This is a genomic window from Rufibacter psychrotolerans (assembly GCF_016924645.1).
GTDB lineage: Bacteria > Bacteroidota > Bacteroidia > Cytophagales > Hymenobacteraceae > Nibribacter > Nibribacter psychrotolerans.
In genome coordinates, this window is sequence record NZ_JAFFJV010000012.1 from 51946 (window position 1) to 71371 (window position 19426).

The following is a 19426-nucleotide window of genomic DNA, read 5'->3' on the forward strand; positions in this document are numbered from 1 at the left end:
TGGCTCTTCGCTCCTCTCTGGGCTGGCCCAACCGCGTACCTCTTCGCATGAGCGGCCAGCTTTATCCTCCTGGGCATGTATCATTTATCACGTTTCTTCACGTAGTTTTAACCTTGATGAAGTATGAAGAAAATGTTGCTCGCGGCGGTGGCGGTGCTGCACCTGACCACCTCTTCGGCGCAGGAAAACCCGCAATTGAGGCAGGAAATTGAAAAGCTGGATCTGGCGCATGCCGCCGCTATCTTCAAAGGCGATGCTCCCGCCTTAGATGCCCTCATGGACGACAACATCACGGTCCATCACCCCACCAACCGCATTGTCAATGAGAAACAGGAACTGCTGCAGCTCATCAATGCCGGCGTGATCCGGTATACTTCCTTTAAGCGAACCCCTCAGAAATTCCTGTTCTTTGACCAAACCGTGGTAGTGATGGGCACCGAAGAAGTGGTTCCGGCCCCCGGCGCCCCCAATGCGGGCAAGACCCTAACCAGGAGATACACCAATATCTGGATGAAGAAAGCAGATACCTGGAAACTAACCGTTCGGCACGCCAACAACCAATGTGAAAACTGACGCTCCGCGTGGGCCTGGTTGCCCAGCCGCTCCTGCTGGGTAGGCAAAGCCATGCGCGCCCACCAGACCGCGTACCCCACCCGTCCCTTCCCTGCCCCCCAGCCCGCAGGGAGCCAAAGCCGCTGGAACCAGGCAAGGTAGCCACCCTGCACAACCCTTCAGGGTTCTTTACTGGCACAAGGGACACCCAGCGCTACCTCCATAAGCCCAGGGCGCTGTTGCCTCATCCGGCAAGCCCCCGGCCACCATGAAATGGCACAGGCCAGGCCTGAGTGGGCGCGGTCGGTTCCTGTTTTGGGGCTATTTTGGAGAAAAAGGCCCCGAAACAGAAAGGCTCTTTCTGAACACAAAAACTACGCTTATTATTGTGTTATCGTCCCCTCTGGACCGCAGCCTGTCCGAGGCTTGCCCAAGGGCGATCTACAAACCCCAGAACCAATTCTAAGCCCAAGGAACCAGCAAACTGTACATGACAAAGGCCCGGAAGTCTCCCCTGAGAAAAGGAGCGTTGTATTTAAAGGTGATGGTAGTGGCGGCCCTGTTTGGGTGCGACAAAGACGAGGCCGAAAGCCTGCACGGCCACTTTACCGATGCCCGGGACGGCAAAACCTACAAGACCGTTCAGATAGGCGCACAGGTCTGGATGGCCGAAAACCTCAACTACGAGGCCCCGGGCAGCTTGGTGTACGATAATGATTCGGCCAACGCCGCGGTGTATGGCCGCTTGTACAACTGGGAAACCGCCTGCAAGGTCTGTCCGCCCGACTGGCACCTGCCCAGCAAGCAAGAGTGGGATGTGCTGGTGAACCACCTGGGCGGAGACCTGCTTGACAAGGAAGAATTTGTAGGCCGGTACCTCAAGGAAGAAGGCACCACCCACTGGGAAGAGCCCAATACCAGAGCCAGTAACAGCAGCGGGTTCACGGGGCTGCCGGGAGGATCTTCTGAGCCGGTGGCCAACTACCACAACTTTATCAGCAAAGGCTTTTTGGGCCACTTCTGGAGTTCTACCGAGTACCGGGACTGGTTAGCCTGGAGCGCCACCCTGTTTTACAACGGGGAAAGGATCAGCATCTTCACGCCCGGTAAAAGCTCGGGGTTCAGCGTTCGCTGCCTAAAAAACCAACGGTAAGCAAACGGGATGGGCGAGTCAACTCCGGTAGGCTTCTCTCAGGAATACCCGGTTACAAGGCCCCGCGGAACCTGTTTGTAGAGCGCCGAGCTGCCGGTGATGCTGCCCTCGGCGCTCTTGCGCTCCTGCCAGGGGCATAGTACTTTTATCTCGTTTTGTACATCATAACCGCCACGGGAGTGGCCCGTTAACCAAGACCCCCCATGGAAGTAAGAGAAGCGTACAACCTCTGGGCCCAGCAATACGACACCAACAAGAATAGAACCCGCGACCTGGAGGCCGTATCGCTGCGCGAAACAATAGCCGATCTGGAAGTAAACCATTGTCTGGAGGTAGGCTGCGGCACCGGCAAGAACACCCAATGGCTGCTCACCAGGGCCCGCCAGGTAACCGCCGTTGACCTTTCAGAGGAAATGCTCCTGCGGGCCAAAGCAAAAGTCACCTCAGACCGGGTGCGCTTCCACCAGGCCGACATCACGCAACCCTGGAGCTTTGTGCAGCACCCGGTTGACCTGATCACCTTCAGCCTGGTGCTGGAGCACATCCAGGACCTGACCAGCATTTTTAGGCAAGCAGCCGCCGCCCTGGCGCCCCGCGGCTACGTGTACGTGGGCGAACTGCACCCCTTTAAGCAGTATGCCGGCACCAAAGCTCGCTTTGAGACCCAGGCAGGCCTGCAGGAAGTAACCTGTTTCACCCACCACTTCTCCGATTTCGCGCAGGCGGTCCACCAGACTGGGCTTCAGATCAAGGAGGTAAAGGAGTATTTTGACGCGGAGGACCGAACTTCCCTCCCCAGAATCCTCACGCTCCTGCTGCAAAAAGCCTGAAGCCTTCTTACTCCCGCCTACAGGTTTCTTGTTAATTGGACAAGGGATATTCCTGGCACCACCAGGTCCGCTTCTTCTTGCCGCAGAAGGGCTATGCGCGCTGATTGAGGTTTTTAAGGCCATTCCAAAACAAGCAGCCTCTCTCCTGTTTATGGCTCCTACCTTCACCCAATAAAGCTCCTAGCTCCTACTAGGCTGTGTCTGAAAAATGGCGGGGCAGTACCGTTTTGGGGCTGCTTTTGGGAAAGTAGCCCCAAAACGCCGGCCTACAATAGGCAATGGCGGCAGAGATCAGCCAAAGGAAACCGGATGAAAAACTCCGGGAGCATCATTAAGACACAGCCTAGGGTCCGCCGGGCTTCCTTCAGGCTAACTAGTTCATAAAGCCTGCCAGTACAACGGCGAAGCACGAACGCCTTGACCCCAAAAAAGAAAGGAGGAATAATGCGGGCAGCGCTTGTTTATTCTGAAACCTTTTGTAACTTTGAAACGCAAAGTACTTTACTATGAACCAACCGCAAGACCAATTAGAAGCCCTGCACGAGATCCGCAACATCATGGATCGTTCTTCCCGCTTCATCTCGCTAAGCGGATTGTCTGGGGTATTCCCGGGCTTAACGGCGCTGGCCGGGGCTGCGCTGGTGAAATGGTACTTTAGCCAACGCAACATCAACTACTACCAGGAACTGGACCGCGACCTTACCCGGCAGGACATTCTTTTCCTGCTAGGGGTAGCGGCCGGCGTGCTGGTGCTGGGGTTCTGCGCCGCCACGTACTTTACGGTGCGCAACGCCCGCAAAAAGAACCAGCGCGTCTGGGACAACCAGTCCAGGCGCTTGCTCATCAACCTGGCCATTCCCCTGGGAACCGGCGGGGCTTTCTGCGCCATCCTGCTTTACCACGGCCTTTTCTACCTGGTGGCGCCTGCCATGCTGGTGTTTTACGGGCTGGCCCTGCTTAACGCCAGCAAGTACACCCTCAGCGACATCAGGTACCTGGGCCTGTTTGAGATTGCGCTGGGGCTGCTGGCCAGCATTTTTGTGGGCTACGGTCTCATGCTCTGGACCGTGGGGTTTGGCATGCTGCACGTAGTATATGGGGCGTTGGTATACTTTAAATACGAGCGCTAGCAGACCGGTGAAAAACTATCTTGAAAATATAAACAAGGCCTTTGAAAGCAGGGCGCGGCTAGGCATTATGTCGGTGCTGATGGTAGAAGACAAAGTTGACTTTAATACTTTAAAGGAAAACCTGCAGCTCACCGATGGCAACCTGGCCAGTCACCTGCGGGCGCTGGAGGAGGCCGACTACCTGCAGGTGGAAAAGCAGTTTGTGGGCCGCAAGCCCCAGACCACCTACCAGGCCACCGAGTCGGGCCGCCAGGCCTTCAAAAGCCACTTAGATGCCCTGGAGCAACTTATTTTGAACAATCGGCAAAAAGAATAATTTTTTTTGCAGCTTAACTTTGAAACTCAAAGTACTTTAAACGTAAATACATCTATCCACCATTTAATCTTTAACACCATGACCACAAACCCCTTAACCACCCAACCGCATCCGCCAGTATCCCCCCTGAAGCCCATCCTGACTGGGGCGGGCATTGCCCTGCTGGCGATCCTGTTCTTTGTCACCGGCGTAGATTCGCCCCGCCCCGAGTGGGGAGAATACTGGATGATCAGGCCGCTCCTCATTACTCCCCTGGCCGGAGCCTTGGGCGGTGCCTTTTACGCTTTCATGGACTACCAGAGTGCCCGGGGCTTTAACCGCACCCTGGCCATCCTGCTCAGCATGGTCGTGTACTTTGTTGGCCTGTGGCTGGGTATTGTGCTAGGCCTGGCCGGCACCATGTGGAATTAAGCGCTTTGTTTCTCTCCGGCAATGAAACCTGTTAGCACCATGCGGGACCAGATCCTTTCTAACCTACAAAACCCCCGTCAGCTTGAGAAGCTGTACCGGGGCAACGCGGCCCCCTTCAAGCGGGAGTTCAGCGGCCTGTACCCCGAGCTAAAGGGCAACCTCCTGGCCGATTACTGGCACGAGCGCCTCACCTACGAGTCTGATGATATTTCCTGGGGCACCCGGCGGGAGTTCTGGTTTGTGGCCATCGCGGCTCTGCTGGCCGGGCTGTGCGCCAAACTGCCCACCTTCTTCCCCCTGGACGAGGAATTCTTCTACCCCCGGAACATCGGTTTTCTGGTGTTCCCCTTCCTGGCCGCGTACTTCGCCTGGAAAAACCAGGTAAGCCCCGGCAAGCTGGCTTTTCTGGGGGCGGTTTTCCTGGTGTGCCTGGTGTACATCAACCTCCTGCCCCACAACCCTGCCAGCGACACCCTGGTCCTGGCCTGCCTCCATCTGCCCTTGCTGCTGTGGGTGGTGCTGGGGGTTGCGTATGCCGGCGATGAGCTCCAGGACTACAGGAAACGGCTCAGTTTCCTGCGCTTCAACGGCGACCTGGCCGTGATGTCGGCCATGCTGGTCATTGCGGGGGGCATCATGACGGGCATCACCATTGGGCTGTTCGCGCTCATTGGGTTCAAGATTGAGAAGTTTTACTTTGAGTACGTGGTGGTGTTCGGGCTGCCCGCGGTGCCGTTGGTGGCGGCGTTCCTCACCCAAACCAATCCGCAGCTGGTCAACAAAGTATCGCCGGTCATTGCCCGTATCTTCAGTCCGCTGGTGTTGGTGATGCTGGTCATTTACCTGGGGGCCATAGTTTTCTCGGGCAAAGACCCCTACAACGACCGCGATTTCCTGCTGCTCTTCAACGTGCTCCTGATTGGGGTCATGGCCCTTATCTTCTTCTCCGTAGCCGAGAGCTCCGCTAAGGAAAAATCTGGTTCGGCCGTGTGGGTGCTGCTGCTGTTGTCTATAGTCACGGTGGTGGTCAACGGCATCGCGCTGTCGGCGATCTCCTTCCGCATCTCTGAGTGGGGCATCACCCCTAACCGGGTGGCGGTGCTGGGCGGCAACGTCCTCATCCTGGTGCACCTGCTGCTGGTCACCGTCATGCTGCTCAAGACCCTTACCCGCAAAGCCGCCCTTACCGAGGTGGGCAGAGCCATTGCCCTGTACCTGCCGGTGTACTTTGTCTGGACCATAGTGGTGGTGTTCCTGTTCCCCCTGCTGTTCGGGTTCCGCTAAAATGCTCCCTCCGGCGCGGCCGGAGACCAAAACAACATCATCTTTCACCTAAAACCATTATAAGCCATGATGAACAAGACGCTTTCCATGGGCAGCCTCCTCAGTTGGGTACTGGCTACAATCCTTTTCGTGCTGGGTGTGCTCAACCTGGTGTTCGTGCACCCGGTACCCGGCGCGGTTTACCTGCTGCTGGCGTTCCTTTACGCTCCGCCGGTCAATGTGCTTTTTCAGAGCCGGTTGGGCTTCTCCATTCCGCTGGCCCTGAAACTCATCCTGTTCGTGCCCATTCTCATGTTCACCCTGGGGGTAAGTGATCTGGGCGACCTGCTGGACGATTGGTTCCTTAACGCGTAGCCGCCTCTATGTACCCGCCCGCAACCCCGGTGAAACCAGACAACCCTGCCATGTCCCTTTCTGCCAAGTTAGACCAACTCCACCTGCAAGCCCGAAGCAACAAGTGGCTGTACCTCTTTGCCGTTTTCTGCCGCGCGGGGCTGGCCCTCGGCTTTTTTCCCTCGGGCCTGGTGAAGATCCTGGGCGAGCGCTTCACGGCCTTGTCGGTGAACCACCCCATGGGCAATTACCTGGAGGCGGTGTACCACACGGGCTATTACTACACCATGATTGGGGTGATGCAGGTCACGGCAGCGGTGTTGCTGCTGATTCCCCGCACGGCGGTCCTGGGGGCTGTCCTGTACTTCCCCATCATCCTGAACATCTGCGTCCTATCCCTGTCCGTGCGCTTTGAGGGGTCGCTCATCACCTCTCCCCTCATGGTGCTGGCCAACCTGTACCTGCTGTGCTGGTATTACCCGGCCTGGAAAGGCATTCTCCCCTTCCGGCAGAGCGCTGGCCCACAGAGATTTCCCGGATGGAAGGAGCTGAACAGCCAGTTTCCCGTGAAGTTCTTTGCCGGCGTGGTGACCACCCTAGCGCTGGTGGTAGGGTTTCTAACCACCGGATTTGAGCTGATGCCCCGCAACACCCGCAAAGACTGCCGAGCACAGTGCAAGGACACCAGCAATCCGGCGGCGTGCCTCACGTTCTGCGACTGCATCCACCAGGAAGGCCAGCCCCTTAATAAATGCCTGGATGCGTATGAAAAAGCAAAGTAGAACCGCCGTGCCCGGGTATGCTGGCGCCGGGGCTACTCCAGAGCTGGAAACTGTGCAAAGCATGCTTTACTTTCCCTGGAGACAACCGACTTCGGGATTCTTCCAGGAGCGTACGATTCTTGGCTGTTTTCTGAAAAGTAAGCCCTAAACAGTGGCACCCGTGGAGGCTTGTACCGGCCAGGTCGCTTCTACTCATTGGCAAAAGGAAACTCAAAAGCACTCAGCAGATTTATGGCCTTTTTGAAAAAACAGCAGGAAAACGGTGGCCCTGGGGCGTACGCTCACCCTCCTGGAGAGGGCCTGCTAGGTTATTCTCTTTTTTTACGTCTTCACTTTGCAATTCAAAGTTCTTTCTAAACGATAATTCCAAAACCCTAACCTTTAAAAACGTAATGAAAATGAAACTACCCCTAACCATTCTTTCCGCCGCCCTGCTGCTGGCGCGGCAATCGCTTCGGGCAGTGAAGGGCACCCGCTCCTTCCCTCGTTTGCTAGCCCTCCTGATCGCCTGCTTCGCGCTGGGTCTGCCCACCCAGGCGCAGGACAAAACCGCCGAGCTGGAGAAGATCTTCAGCTGGGCCAGCAAGGAAAAGCCCGGCTGTGCGTGTGCGGTCTCGCAGAACGGAAAAGTGGTCTTTGACCGGGCCTACGGCGCTGCCGACCTGGAGCGCGAGGTGCTGCTCACGCCCAACTCCATCTTTGACATCGGGTCGGTGCGGAAGCAGTTCATTGCCGCGGCCACCCTGCTGCTGGTAGAAGAAAACCGGCTCTCGCTTAGCCAGGACATCCGCAGCTACCTGCCCGAACTGCCCGACTACGGCCAGAAGATCACCCTGGACCACCTGCTCACCCACACCAGCGGCCTGCGGGACTGGACCGGGCTGCTGCCGCTGGCCAACGGCAAGCCCGATGCCCTCACCCTCATCCTGCGCCAGCGCGGCCTCAACTTCAAGCCCGGCGAAGAATGGTCCTACTCCAACAGCGGCTACGTGCTCCTCACCGAGATTGTGGCCCGCACCAGCGGCCAGCCCTTTGCCGAGTTCGCGCGGAAGCGCCTCTTTGAGCCGCTCGGGATGGCCTCTACTTCCTACGTGGTGGAGATGACCGACGTGGTGAAGCACCGCGCCCTGGCCTACGAAAAGCAGAAAGACGGCTGGAAGCAGGACATGTACTGGGGCAACGACCGCGGGGGCGGGGCCATCCTGAGCACCGCCGGCGACCTGGTGCGCTGGAACGATGCCTTCACCAACGGGAAGCTCAGCGCTTTTGTGAGTGCCAAGCTGCAGGAACCGGCCAAGCTGAACAACGGCCGTACCCTGGGCTACGCCCGGGGCCTGTTCCTGGAGACGCACCGCGGGGTGAAAGAAGTGTGGCACTCCGGCGGCGCGGCTGGCTACCACACCTGGCTGGGCCGTTTCCCCGAGCAGCAGATTTCCATTGCCGTGCTGTGTAATTCTAACGCCATGCCCGCCACAGCCATCGCGGAGCGCGTAGCCGATTTGTTTGTCACCTACCCCGAGTCCCAGAAAGCGGTGGCCGGCACGCCCCCTGCCCTCACCGGCGAGGCCCTGCAGGAGGCCAAAAGCCACGCGGGCCTGTTCCTCAACGAGAAAACTGGGGAGTTGCTGCGCCTGGCAGTGGACCGCGACCGGTTCCGGGTGGCCGGTGGCCCCGTGCTGCTTCCCCTGGGCAAAAACCGGTACCGCCGTTCGGGCGCCTTCGTGCAGTACCGGTCGCAGGATGAATTTGAGCTGAAATACCAGACCCCGGACCAATTGGAGCTGAAGTCCATGGAGGGCCAGACCACCCTCTACCGCCGCGTGCAACCCTACACCCCCACCGCCTCTGACCTGCAAGCCCTGCAGGGCCGCTACGTGAGCGATGAACTGGGCGCCTTCTTTGACCTATCAACCAGCAAAGAAGGGCTGAAAGGCCGCGCCAACGACGCGCCGGGCCCCGGCTTCACCTTCACCCCCATAAACCGCGACACCTACCAACTGGCCGGCGTCACCGTGCGCTTCGTGCGCGACAAAGCCGGCAAAGTGGTAGCCCTTGACTACAGCAACCCGGTGGTCCGCCACCTCCGGTTCACCCGCCTGAACGACCCCATCAGCCGCCGCTAATTCCGGCTAAAGGCAATGTACCGCCCCACCACTGTTTAGGACCTGTTTTCAGAAAAACAGGTCCTAAACAGTGGTGGGGCGGCCAGCTTTTCTCCTATTGTTAAGGAGGCTCAAGAGGATAAGGATTTCAAGTAGTAAGTGTCTTTTGCCGCTAAGCGTTGCTAATCACTGGGAGCCAATGATTGAAAAACATTGAGTAATTGGAAGTACACCTGAGTAATTGGAAGTACACCTACTGCTTCTGATTCTTCTCATCCAAGAAGTTGCCAAAATCAAACCCCTCGTTCGCCTCTGGCGAGTGTGCGCTATCAGGTGGCCTCTGGCCACCATGCACAGCAGGATGTTTAGCCTACTAATATCTTATGCTTCCGTTTTACCCCTCTTTTTCCCAAAAACCAGCTAAAAACGCTTCCTCAACTTAAAATGCCTCCTCAACTCGGCCAGAGGCCGAAGCATAGCGCACACTCGCCAGAGGCGAGCGAGGGCGTAATGGTCGAAATGGGCGTAGTTGTTTTGTAGCGCCGCTCCTTGCTTACAGCAATACGTATCCTTACTTTCTGAATAACGAACTATTGGCTTGAAAGCACATTCTGGTTCTGCCCGCTATAAAAAAACGCGTCCCTGACTAATGCGCTTCATCAGGCAGGGACGTGTTAATTGCCCGCACTCCGGCCAAGGGGTTGAGCACGGCGTAGCTGCTAATCCAGAATGGTAGTGGTAAACCGGATGTTTGCCTTTTCCAGCAAGGTGCCTGCTTCAGGGTTAACATCATCTTTGTATTTGGGCGAGAAGCTGGCCGTGGTTTGGTAGGTTCCGGGGGGATAGGTACTGGCATCCACCGTCAGGTTCACGGCCATGCTTTCGCCCGGCAATAACCCACCCACCTGCGTTCCGCCGAAGGCCCGCAGGGCAGTGAGGTTGGCCGGTACGTAGTTGGTATGGCTTATCCCGGCCAGGCTCAGTGCCTGGTTGCCCTGGTTGGTGATCTGCGCGACACCACTGAGGGTTCTGATGGCTCCCTTGGTCACGTGCGCGGTGGTGATGTCGGGCTGCTCCACTTTGAACGGGTTCCGGACGTCCACAATCACCCTGTAGTACCCAGTGGATGTCCCCGTTTCTGAGCCGTTTTTCACGAAAACGAAGAATTGCCTGGGGTAGGCATAATCAATGCTCATGCCGGCCTCGGGGTACCTGGACGTGCTGTTCACCACCGGACTGCTGGGGTCCTGGGAGTAAAACAGCTGGTCTCCCCCGTGCCCTATGGTGGCCGTCAGGTTGGTGAAAGGGGTGCCCACCGGGACAAACACGTAGATACTACCCGGTCCTTTTTCGGGGGAAGGGTGCACAATCCTGGCGGCCTCCACATTGGCAGGCAAGCCCGGGTTCTTGGCTTGCTCAAAGGTAAAGGTAGCGATCTGCGAATAAGCCGGGTTCTCCGCCTCGGTAATGGTGACCTCATACCGCACCTTTTTGCGGGGGTCTAGCTCTGACGTGAGGGTATACACTACCGGCTGGCCCGCAAAATCCTGTACCTCGCCCAGGCGGGGCGAAACGGTGAATTTTTCAAGGTTGGCGTTCGTGGCCTTCGGGGTAAGCCTGAGCCTCGCGCTTACCCTGGGCACCACCAGGTTGATTCGGCCGGGGAAGATCTCCTGTCCATTCTGTACCACCGGGTGCGTGATGGCAATGTCTACGTAAGGGGTTTCAGCCACCTGGAAATCAGCGAACCGGGCCAGGGCAAGATCAACCTCCGGGGCTGGCTCCGAAGCATCTTCTTCACAGCCAAAAAGGAACACGAAAAAAGCGAACGTGTACGCTACTCTAAAAATGGGGGTTAAGGCTTTCATTGTTTTGGTAAACGAGTACAACAACTAAATGACACAATAACTACCTGCCTGGTGCTGTCGTCCGCCACTCGCCCATAAACTGCCACTTGGTGCGGAGTTTCGCCTATACGGGAGAGCCGCCGGAAGCCCATTGAAATAGTCTAAGGGAAGACCAGCATTCTTCAATCTTCCCCTATTGTTTTCCTGAAAATGAATATCTGGATTCCGGACATGCGCTTCTGTTTCAGGCCTGTTTTCCTGAAATAGAGCAATAAATAGCTAAGGAAGGTTTGCCCTTTTTACTGGCCTGCGCACTAGTTAAGGGCGTGAGTAGCCAAAAGGTTATTTGGGGTTTGGCGTAGAGGCCTAGGGAAGGCTCCAGCGTGTGATAGACTGATTTTCTTGGGATAATCTTTAAGCCCAGCTCCTGCCCGGCAGCCAGAGGCTACCCGATAGCGCACACTCGCCAGAGGCGAGCGAGGGAACAACGGAATGGATGGAGTTAGGTTGATCTGGGTGCGAGAATGGGGGTTTCTTGGCTGAACCTTCTTGAACTCTAGGACTGTGAAGGCACGCGGCAGAGGTTTGTACAGTGCATGTTTACGGCAGTTGCAAACTGCCCTCATAATGGATCCAAGTCACAGACTTGAACTATGTGTATTTTTTATTCTGAATGGACTGAAAATGGAAGACAATTCTACCTCAGGGTCTAACATGCTCCAATAGAAAAGCGCCCCTACGAAGCCTTTTACTATGGCGCAGAAGTTCCTTCCGTGCCTTTCTACTTTCTATAGGAGCAGGTTAGGCACGCAAGTAAATCCGCGCCATTGAGAGACAAGGCCTTAGGTAGTAGCAGCGTGGCAATTCGGAGAGCCCTCACAGGTTTTGAAAACCTGTGAGGGCTTACGTTCTGAAGCGCTTCTGCTGCTAAAACGCTGCTATGCAAGTCCAAAGTTGGAAGATCCCGATCTCAGTCTTTGGCTCGAGCGCCTCGCTTGTGGCCCTTGAAAAGCTTAAGCTAAGAATAGGCTGCAGAGATGGGCCGCAAGGGCAGAGCGAGGGGCAAAGACGGGGCCCCGCGGCCGTGAGCGCACCAAGCAACCTATGCAACAACCCACCCCATAAATCAATAGACAAGCAGCACCACGCCAGCAAAAGACCAACCAGACCACAGACAAAGCAAGTATCCTAATTGAACACCACTTTCTGCACCAGACGCTTCTCGCCGTACTCCAGCACCAGCATGTACGAACCCGGCGCCAGCTTGCCCCGCGTAATGGTCAGGGTGTGATGGCCGGCTGTGTACTTCTCCTTCAGCACCCGGGTCTTGGTTTTGCGGTCCATGGTGTAGAGCTCGGCTTTGACGCCCGACTTCTTGCGGAGGGTGATGTCTACGTACACCTTGGTGGCATCTGTCAGCGCGGGGGAGGCAGTGGCAGCCAGGGTGGTGGGAACTTCCAGGGCGGCAGGTTGCCCCAGCAGTTGGTCGGCGGTTAAGACTGGGGGGGTATCTTGCTGCGCCAGCATGGGAAAGGCGCTGCCCAGCACCACCACGTTGCTCAGGTCACTCTCCACGTTGGCGGGACTTAGCTCAGAAACGGCCCAGAAAGAAGTGGGCGACGGCACCTCAGCCACGGGGATGGTCACGGTTTCGGCCGACGTGAAGGCGCGCACCGCCCCCTCAGGGATTAGTGCGCCAATGGCGGGCATGGTGGTAGTGGTGTAGAGCAGATAGCGCTTGAAGCCGTGCGTGTTGGCAGGGTTCCGGCGCCACTTGACCTCGTAGGCGTTAGACGCTTCGTTCAGGGTCACGGATAAGTCGGTGGGGGCTGCGGGAGCCTGGCCACCCAGCCAGCGCATGGCAGGTGGGGCCGCCGGAAACCGGAACGTGGCCGCCTGGAACGAAGTGGTAATCAGGTTGGTGTTGCCGGTGATATTGGCGGCCCGGAAGATCACGCTGCCCAGGGAGTTCTTCTCGCGGTTAGAGCGGGTAATCTCTATCTGGTGGGGCACCTCATCGGGGGAAAAGCCGGGTTGGTTCACGGTGTGGCCCGCGTACAGGTGCCGCCCCGCCGCGTGCGCCTTGTCTGACCACCAGTACAAAAGCTTGCGGTAATCCTGCCGGCCCCCGATGGCCCAGTAGAGTTGCGGCGTGAGGTAGTCCACCACCTGGTGGTCCAGCCAATGGAGGGCATCGGCGTAGATGGCATGGTAGGCATCCATGCCCGTTACACCCGCCGGCTCGCCGTTTTTCCAGATCCCGAAGGGGCTAATGCCGAAGCGCACCTGGGGTTTGACGGCTTTGATCTGCTCGTGCACCAGGCGCATGGTCTCGTTCACGTTGTGGCGGCGCCAGTCTTTGATGTTTTGGAAACCGGCCCCGTGCGCCTTGAAGGTCTGGGCGTCTTCGTTGGCAATGCCCAAGAAAGGGCCCTCTGGGTACGGGTAAAAGTAATCGTCAAAGTGCACCCCGTCAATGTCGTAGTTTTGAGCCACTTCCCTGACAATGGCCGCAATATAGCTGCGCACCTGGGGCAGGCCCGGGTCCAGGATTTTCTTGCCGTTGGGGAAACTCAGGAGCCACTCGGGCCGGGCCTTGGAAACATGCTGGGCATGATACACCGCCGGATTGGCCACCGTGCCCACCCGGAACGGATTGAACCAGGCGTGCAGCTCCAGGCCCCGGGCGTGGGCCTCGGCAATGGCAAATGCCAGCGGGTCATACCCCGGGTCTTTGCCCTGGGTCCCGGTCAGGAATCGCGACCAGGGCTCATAGCTTGATCTGTAGAAGGCGTCGCACTCGGTCCGTACCTGGAAGAACACTACGTTCAGGTTGGCCGCCTTGATCTTGTCCAGCATGTCGCGCAGGGCGGCCTTCTGGTGTTCGGGCGCAGCCCCCCTGATGGGCCAGTCCAGGTTGGCTACTGTGGCCACCCACACGCCCCTGAACTCGCGGTTGGGCAGCTCCTGCGCCAGGGCCGAACACATGAAAAGAAAGAACACAGCAAATTGGAGAAACAGGTGCTTGCGCATGATGTGAGCAGATGACGTAAAAAAGGACCGGTGGGCGGGGGAACAAGCCACAAAGGTAAGCAGAAGGGCTTTAAAATTAGGCGCTTGTTGGTAAATTCATAGGCACGTTGCCCAGGGTCTTTCAAGCCCGGTAGGCGCTTGCCAGCCTCAGCCCTGCCCCTCCCGCTTGTCCTGCGGCGGTGCCTTTGCCTCCTGCCGCACCGGAATACCTTAACTTTCTGCCTACATTTGAGTACTTAGAAGCAACCTGACCTATGCTTACCAACCGCTATAGAAGAATCCTGTACACCGTCATCCACGGCACTGACACGCCGGCCGGGAGAAGCTTTGACGTGGTGTTGCTTTGGACTATTCTGCTTTCCACGCTCACGGTCTGCCTGGAGAGCGTCCCGGCCATTCGCCAGGCCTACCAGGTTTATTTCATAGTGGCCGAGTGGTTTTTCACGCTTGCGTTTACCCTGGAATACTTCCTGCGGATGTACAGCCATCCCCGGCCGTTGCGCTACGCGTTCAGCTTCTACGGCATCATTGACTTCCTGTCGGTGATTCCCACTTACGTGGCGTTCTTTATCCCGGGGTTCCGGTTCCTGATGACCATCCGCATCCTGCGGCTGCTGCGCGTGTTCCGCATCCTCAAACTGACCAGCTACGTGGAAAACGCCCAGATCATCACCGCGGCCCTTAAGGCGAGCTTTCAGAAAATCACGGTGTTTGTGCTGGCCGTCTTTAGTTTGGTGCTCATCATTGGCACGGTCATTTACGTGGTGGAGGGCGAGGAAAACGGGTTTACCAGCATTCCGCAGAGCATCTACTGGGCCATTGTCACCATTACCACCGTGGGCTACGGCGATATTACCCCGCGCACGCCCCTGGGGCAGATGATCTCTTCGCTGGTGATGCTCATGGGCTACGCCATCATTGCCGTGCCCACCGGCATTGTCACGGTAGAACTCTCCCGGATCAAAGCTCCGGCTGAGCCGGCCGCGGCCCTTACCTGCAGCAACTGCCTGGCCGAGGTGCGGAAAACCGACAACTTCTGCAGCAACTGCGGCAGCAAGCTTCCCGAGGCCTCTTAATCTTTTTTGGCCTGTTTTCTGGAAAAGTGCCCCAAAACCGGTCTATCTTTGGCTGCTGTACAAACCTTCCTCAATGAATCTAGAAGCCTTGCGGTCTTTGTGCCTTTCTTTTCCGGCAGTGACGGAAGACATTAAATGGGAGCACGACCTGTGTTTTTCTGTAGGCGGAAAAATGTTCTGCGTGGCCAGCCTGGAGCCGCCGTTTACCTTCTCGCTGAAAGTAACAGACCCCGAGTTTGAGGAGCTGCTCGCCAAGCCTGGCATTGTGCCCGCCCCCTATCTGGCCAGGTACAAATGGGTCTTGGTGGAAGAGGCGCAGGCGTTGCCGCAGGACAGGCTGGAGCAATTAATTCGGCAGTCGTACGAGCTGATCAAGGGAAAGCTCCCCAAAAAAGACCTGAAAGCCGCCGGTCTGCTCTAACTCCCCTAGCCTATTTTCTAATCTCAGCCCCGCACGTACCAAGTGCTGGGCGGGCAGCGATTTCCAGGGCACAGCTTGCCAGAACTGCCAATGGTGATGGGATTGCTTCTCCCTTCTACAAGCCGCCCCAAAAAGGTCACAGAGCAGGAGACTTAATTCTTAACCGGCATCACGCTGGCTTATTCTGGGGCCCTGGCTACGGTTTAGGAACCGTTTTTGGGAAAACACCCCGAAAACAGACCACCGATGCCATCGGCAGTCCCATGTTCATACTAAGGGTTTGCCTGGGGCGTTACAAGGGCAACGCTGGGCTATTTTTAAAATCACCCAAAATAGTGTTTCTTCGTGGTGGCGTACGCGCCCTTAGTTTTCGGATTTACTTTACTTAAGAGAATGGCTGACTGGAAAAAAGCTTTAAAACGAATGGGCATGGCAGGTTTCCTGTTCTTTCTGATCAAGGGCTTGATCTGGATTTTCATCTTTCTGGGCGGCGCAAAACTGCTCTTTGATTAAGTCCGGGCCCCTGGTTCCGGCCCAACTGCTGCTACCTCCTATCCTGGCAGCCCTTTCCGCCGGCTCTTCCCAATATCAACTTCCTTTCTTCGGCCCAAGGCCGCACGCCTGGCTTTTCAGGTGCCTCCTGTTTTTCTTGCTGAAGGACATCCAGCTTGCTCCTCTTTCCCGTTCCCGTTTGGCTTGGCTGATTGGGCACCATCACCCGGAAAAACTGCTTCCGGGCTTCTTGTTCCGCGCTCACCCGGTTGGTGCATAAATTCTGCCCCACACTTACAATTTCCTGGGGTTCATCTGTTATGTTTACGAGAGTCAAGCCAAGCAACACATGAACATAGGAATCATAGGCGGCGGCATTGCCGGGTTAAGCACGGCCATTGCGCTGCAACGGCTGGGCATCACCGCCCAGGTGTACGATGCCGCCCCCACGTTTGAACCGGTGGGCGCCGGTCTGGCCCTGGCGGCCAACGCCATCAAAGGATTTCAGCGCCTGGGCATTGCCGAGGAAGTCATTGCCGAGGGTAACTGCCTGGACGGCTTCCACATCATTGACCAGGACGGCAAGCTCATTAACCGCACCGACAGCCGGGCCATTAGCGCCAAATACGGCCTGGACAATTTCGTGATCCACCGGGCGAGCCTGCACCAGGTGCTCCTGCGCCAGTTACCCGCAGCCAGCCTGCACGCCAACAAACGCGCCGTGGGCGTAACCAACCACAAAACCGGCATTTCGGTCCAGTTCCAGGACGGCACCACCGCCCTGTTTGACCACCTTCTGGTGGCCGACGGCATTCACTCGGCCATCCGGAAACAGCTGGTGCCCGCGTCGGTGCCCCGTTACGCCGGGTACACCTGCTGGCGGGCCATCATTGACAACCCCGGCCTGGACAGCTTGTATGCCTCCGAAACCTGGGGCAAGGCCGGTCGGGTGGGCTGGACCCCGCTCAAAGACAACAAAATCTACTGGTTCGCCTGCATCAACTCGGTCCAGAACAACCCGGCCATGCGGGCCATGCGGGTAGAAGATCTGCAGCGCCATTTTGCCCGCTACCACCACCCCATTCCCGAGCTGTTCAAACATACCCGGCCAGAGCAGCTGCTGTGGCACGACCTCTACGACATTGCCCCGCTGGAGCACTTTGCGTTTCCTAACCTGCTGCTGCTGGGCGATGCCGGCCACGCCACCACCCCCAACATGGGCCAGGGTGCCTGCCAGGCCGTGGAAGATGCCGTGGTCTTCGCCGATGAACTCCGGAAAGACCTGGACTTCAATCTGGCCGCGCAACGGTTTGAGCGCCGCCGCAAACCCCGCACGCACTGGATTACCCGTCAGTCCAGGCTCTTGGGGGGCGTGGCCCAGTCGCAGAACTCCTGGTACATTGGCGTCCGCAACTTCGCCCTGCGCCACCTGCCCACCTGGGTCAATGACAAGCAACTGGAGAAAGTCTACCGGGTAGATTTCTAAGCCATAGCTCCTGCCGGTTTTAGGGGTATTTTGGTCAAAACTACCCAAAAACAGGGCTGCCTTAGTTTGCTTTTAATGAGGAACGGGGGTTAAGCAGCGCGCCAAGGGCCTGGCCTTGCGAAAGACAGACGGGTTTTAGGGCTGTTTTTCGGGGAAAAGCCCTGAACCATCTGCCACAGTTGGGGCGCTAAGTGCCGGGGCGGCATGGGGAGTAGGTAGAATTTCAGTAATATTGCAGAGATTTTCATTAGACTTCCTACCCTTGAATACGTCCGTGCCGGCTTTCAGACAGACGCAGCGCGTCCTGGATGACGCCTTTACCCCTGATCAGAGTACCAGTGCCCACCTTTACATCAGTTTTGGGGCGCATCGGATTAGAATAGGTGTGCTGGATGCGCAACGCAACAAGTTTGTGGCCCTGGAAGACTACGAGGCCGAACGGCCCGCCACCGTGGAGCACGCCATTGCGGCCCTGCAGGACCTGAGCGGCTCCAATGCCCTGCTCCAGCCCCGGCAGTGGCAGCAGGTGCGGGTAGGCATCAAAAACCAGCAGTTCACCCTGATCCCCGAAACGCTGTTTGACTTTAACGCCCGCGCCGAGTACCTGAAACTGAACGCCGTGGTGGAGCCCGGGCGGGAGTTGGTGCACCACCATGAGCACCCGCGCCTGGAGCTGATGAACGTGTTCACGGTACCGGCCGCGCTGCAGGCCTGGCTCGCCCCCCAGTTTAACGCCAGCCCGGTGGAGTTTGTGCACCAGACCTCGGCCCTGATGGAAGGCTTCCTGCACATGGCCGAGCGCAGCGCCCGCCCCCAGCTCTACATCTACGTGGACAAGAACTACATTACGCTGGTGGTTTTGCAGGGCCTGCGGCTGGAGTTCTGCAATTCCTTCTACTTCGCCTCTGCCGAGGACTTTATCTACTACGTTTTGTTTGTCTTGCAGGAAAAGAAGATGAACCCCGAGCAGGACAAGGTGCTGGTGTGGGGCGAGCTCCTGCTGGACTCAGAGCTGCACGAGATCCTGCGCCGGTACATCCGGCACGTACAGTTCGGGAAGAAACCCACCGGCGTAGGCTTCAGCTACCGCTTTGAAACCCTCTTCAACCACCGCAACTTTGACCTCTACAGCCTGCACTTCTGCGACTGACGTGGGGTGATTCTTTGAAGGAGTGAATGAGTGAATGAGTGAATGGGTGAATGGGTGAGTATTGGAGGATAGTTTGGTTATTCTCTTTAGAGCTTAGTCTCCTAGCCTTTTACAGGTAGCGCAAACGCACAGAAGAACACCAATTAACCCAAAAGAGGGCTGAACCGGATACCCGTTTCAGCCCTCTTTTTCATTTTTCCGCTTATTCCAGAAAAGAAGCCAGGAAACTCACCTTGTGCTTCCTCATCCAATCACTCATTCACTCCTTCTATCATTCACACAATCACTCAATCACTCCTTCTCACAGAGCGAACAGGAAGGTAAAGAAAAGGCCAATCCAGAGGGCATCCAGAAAGTGCCAGTAACTGCGCAGCATCTGGAGCTGCATGAGGCGGTACGGGTCGCGGTTGAAGACCAGCGTACGGATGGGGTCGGCGGCGGCCCGGTTTACCCGCACGAACAGGAAGGAGCAGAAGGCCAGTCCACCGGCCACGTGCAGCAGGTGCAGCGCCGAGAGCAGGTACAGGAAGGTACCGGCCGGGTGCCCGTCAAACAAAATGTTCGCCGACATCATCTCGTACCAGGCCACCACCTGCGCCACCGAAAAGGCCGTCCCCAGCACTAATCCCCAGAGCAAGCGCTTTTTCATGGTAAGCAGGTCATCCTGGGCGTAATACGAAGGCACCTGGTGGATGAAGAAGCCACTGACCAGGATAAGCACGGTACTCACCGAGAACAACTTAGGCAACGCAAACGGGGTAGCGGGAGCAGCATTGCTGGTTTTCACCAGAAACAAGACTGTTAACACCAGAAACAACATGCCCATGCCTGCCATGCTGATGTACAGGAGCATCTTGAGTGGGGGGACCTTTTCAATCTTCTCAAAGCTGGACATCTTGCCAGCGCCTATTTTATTTTGGTTCTCAGATTTCATGATTTTACTGGTTCATCTTCCCTACTAGCTGAGCCTACCATTGGCTTTATAAAGTACTACTTCATATGTAGTACACTGTTACTCAAGAGAATGT

At 57.0% G+C, this 19426-nt stretch carries 17 protein-coding genes; 14 read left to right on the forward strand and 3 right to left on the reverse strand.

The features are described 5' to 3' along the window. Positions 1-123: 123 nt before the first annotated feature. The 10 genes from JT718_RS12885 to JT718_RS12930 all read left to right on the forward strand — a co-directional run bounded on the left by JT718_RS12885 (position 124) and on the right by JT718_RS12930 (position 8914). A complete protein-coding gene (locus JT718_RS12885; RefSeq protein WP_205503116.1) occupies positions 124-573 on the forward strand; it encodes a nuclear transport factor 2 family protein in 450 nt (149 codons plus the stop codon). A 469-nt stretch (positions 574-1042) separates the two neighbouring features. After that, positions 1043-1705, forward strand: coding sequence for an FISUMP domain-containing protein (locus JT718_RS12890; protein WP_205503117.1), 663 nt, complete (start codon positions 1043-1045; stop codon positions 1703-1705). Between the two features lie 203 nt (positions 1706-1908). Continuing rightward, a complete protein-coding gene (locus JT718_RS12895) occupies positions 1909-2535 on the forward strand; it encodes a class I SAM-dependent methyltransferase (protein WP_205503118.1) in 627 nt (208 codons plus the stop codon). A 506-nt stretch (positions 2536-3041) separates the two neighbouring features. Then, on the forward strand, positions 3042-3665 hold the full coding sequence (locus JT718_RS12900) for a hypothetical protein (protein WP_205503119.1): 624 nt from the start codon (positions 3042-3044) through the stop codon (positions 3663-3665). Between the two features lie 7 nt (positions 3666-3672). Then, positions 3673-3981 (forward strand): winged helix-turn-helix domain-containing protein, encoded by a 309-nt coding sequence (locus JT718_RS12905; RefSeq protein WP_317195509.1) that lies wholly within the window; start codon positions 3673-3675, stop codon positions 3979-3981. A 78-nt stretch (positions 3982-4059) separates the two neighbouring features. Continuing rightward, complete coding sequence (locus JT718_RS12910) at positions 4060-4392, forward strand: potassium transporter KefB (RefSeq protein WP_205503121.1); 333 nt, start codon at positions 4060-4062, stop codon at positions 4390-4392. A 39-nt stretch (positions 4393-4431) separates the two neighbouring features. Then, positions 4432-5676 (forward strand): DUF4153 domain-containing protein, encoded by a 1245-nt coding sequence (locus tag JT718_RS12915; RefSeq protein ID WP_205503122.1) that lies wholly within the window; start codon positions 4432-4434, stop codon positions 5674-5676. A 66-nt stretch (positions 5677-5742) separates the two neighbouring features. After that, positions 5743-6030 (forward strand): hypothetical protein, encoded by a 288-nt coding sequence (locus JT718_RS12920; RefSeq protein ID WP_205503123.1) that lies wholly within the window; start codon positions 5743-5745, stop codon positions 6028-6030. 8 nt (positions 6031-6038) lie between these two features. Continuing rightward, positions 6039-6791: a DoxX family protein gene (locus JT718_RS12925; RefSeq protein ID WP_240337077.1), complete on the forward strand. Its 753-nt coding sequence runs from the start codon at positions 6039-6041 to the stop codon at positions 6789-6791. 398 nt (positions 6792-7189) lie between these two features. Beyond that, positions 7190-8914, forward strand: a complete 1725-nt coding sequence (locus JT718_RS12930; protein WP_205503124.1) for a serine hydrolase domain-containing protein — start codon at positions 7190-7192, stop codon at positions 8912-8914. Between the two features lie 698 nt (positions 8915-9612). On the opposite strand, the gene JT718_RS12935 is transcribed toward JT718_RS12930, so the two are convergent. Both JT718_RS12935 and JT718_RS12940 read right to left on the reverse strand, forming a co-directional pair. After that, positions 9613-10761, reverse strand: coding sequence for a hypothetical protein (locus JT718_RS12935; protein ID WP_205503125.1), 1149 nt, complete (start codon positions 10759-10761; stop codon positions 9613-9615). Positions 10762-11928: 1167 nt separating this feature from the next. Further along, positions 11929-13773, reverse strand: coding sequence for a glycoside hydrolase family 10-like protein (locus JT718_RS12940; protein WP_205503126.1), 1845 nt, complete (start codon positions 13771-13773; stop codon positions 11929-11931). Between the two features lie 254 nt (positions 13774-14027). Here JT718_RS12940 and JT718_RS12945 point away from each other — a divergent pair, with 254 nt between their 5' ends. From JT718_RS12945 to JT718_RS12960, 4 genes are all read left to right on the forward strand, one after another. Continuing rightward, positions 14028-14849 carry an ion transporter gene (locus JT718_RS12945; RefSeq protein ID WP_205503127.1) on the forward strand — a complete coding sequence of 274 codons (822 nt, stop codon included), beginning with the start codon at positions 14028-14030 and terminating at the stop codon, positions 14847-14849. Between the two features lie 73 nt (positions 14850-14922). Continuing rightward, positions 14923-15270 (forward strand): MmcQ/YjbR family DNA-binding protein, encoded by a 348-nt coding sequence (locus tag JT718_RS12950; RefSeq protein ID WP_205503128.1) that lies wholly within the window; start codon positions 14923-14925, stop codon positions 15268-15270. 841 nt (positions 15271-16111) lie between these two features. After that, positions 16112-17248, forward strand: coding sequence for an FAD-dependent monooxygenase (locus JT718_RS12955; protein ID WP_205503129.1), 1137 nt, complete (start codon positions 16112-16114; stop codon positions 17246-17248). 262 nt (positions 17249-17510) lie between these two features. Then, a complete protein-coding gene (locus tag JT718_RS12960; RefSeq protein WP_205503130.1) occupies positions 17511-18398 on the forward strand; it encodes a DUF3822 family protein in 888 nt (295 codons plus the stop codon). 301 nt (positions 18399-18699) lie between these two features. On the opposite strand, the gene JT718_RS12965 is transcribed toward JT718_RS12960, so the two are convergent. After that, positions 18700-19332: a cytochrome c oxidase subunit 3 gene (locus tag JT718_RS12965; RefSeq protein ID WP_205503131.1), complete on the reverse strand. Its 633-nt coding sequence runs from the start codon at positions 19330-19332 to the stop codon at positions 18700-18702. Positions 19333-19426: the final 94 nt, after the last annotated feature.

Bases quoted from the DNA above. Each gene is read 5' to 3' on its own strand.
- JT718_RS12885 (WP_205503116.1), top strand. From the start codon at position 124: ATGAAGAAAATGTTGCTCGCGGCGGTGGCGGTGCTGCACCTGACCACC.
- JT718_RS12890 (WP_205503117.1), top strand. From the start codon at position 1,043: ATGACAAAGGCCCGGAAGTCTCCCCTGAGAAAAGGAGCGTTGTATTTA.
- JT718_RS12895 (WP_205503118.1), top strand. From the start codon at position 1,909: ATGGAAGTAAGAGAAGCGTACAACCTCTGGGCCCAGCAATACGACACC.
- JT718_RS12900 (WP_205503119.1), top strand. From the start codon at position 3,042: ATGAACCAACCGCAAGACCAATTAGAAGCCCTGCACGAGATCCGCAAC.
- JT718_RS12910 (WP_205503121.1), top strand. From the start codon at position 4,060: ATGACCACAAACCCCTTAACCACCCAACCGCATCCGCCAGTATCCCCC.
- JT718_RS12915 (WP_205503122.1), top strand. From the start codon at position 4,432: ATGCGGGACCAGATCCTTTCTAACCTACAAAACCCCCGTCAGCTTGAG.
- JT718_RS12920 (WP_205503123.1), top strand. From the start codon at position 5,743: ATGATGAACAAGACGCTTTCCATGGGCAGCCTCCTCAGTTGGGTACTG.
- JT718_RS12925 (WP_240337077.1), top strand. From the start codon at position 6,039: ATGTACCCGCCCGCAACCCCGGTGAAACCAGACAACCCTGCCATGTCC.
- JT718_RS12930 (WP_205503124.1), top strand. From the start codon at position 7,190: ATGAAACTACCCCTAACCATTCTTTCCGCCGCCCTGCTGCTGGCGCGG.
- JT718_RS12935 (WP_205503125.1), bottom strand. From the start codon at position 10,761: ATGAAAGCCTTAACCCCCATTTTTAGAGTAGCGTACACGTTCGCTTTT.
- JT718_RS12940 (WP_205503126.1), bottom strand. From the start codon at position 13,773: ATGCGCAAGCACCTGTTTCTCCAATTTGCTGTGTTCTTTCTTTTCATG.
- JT718_RS12945 (WP_205503127.1), top strand. From the start codon at position 14,028: ATGCTTACCAACCGCTATAGAAGAATCCTGTACACCGTCATCCACGGC.
- JT718_RS12950 (WP_205503128.1), top strand. From the start codon at position 14,923: ATGAATCTAGAAGCCTTGCGGTCTTTGTGCCTTTCTTTTCCGGCAGTG.
- JT718_RS12955 (WP_205503129.1), top strand. From the start codon at position 16,112: ATGAACATAGGAATCATAGGCGGCGGCATTGCCGGGTTAAGCACGGCC.
- JT718_RS12965 (WP_205503131.1), bottom strand. From the start codon at position 19,332: ATGAAATCTGAGAACCAAAATAAAATAGGCGCTGGCAAGATGTCCAGC.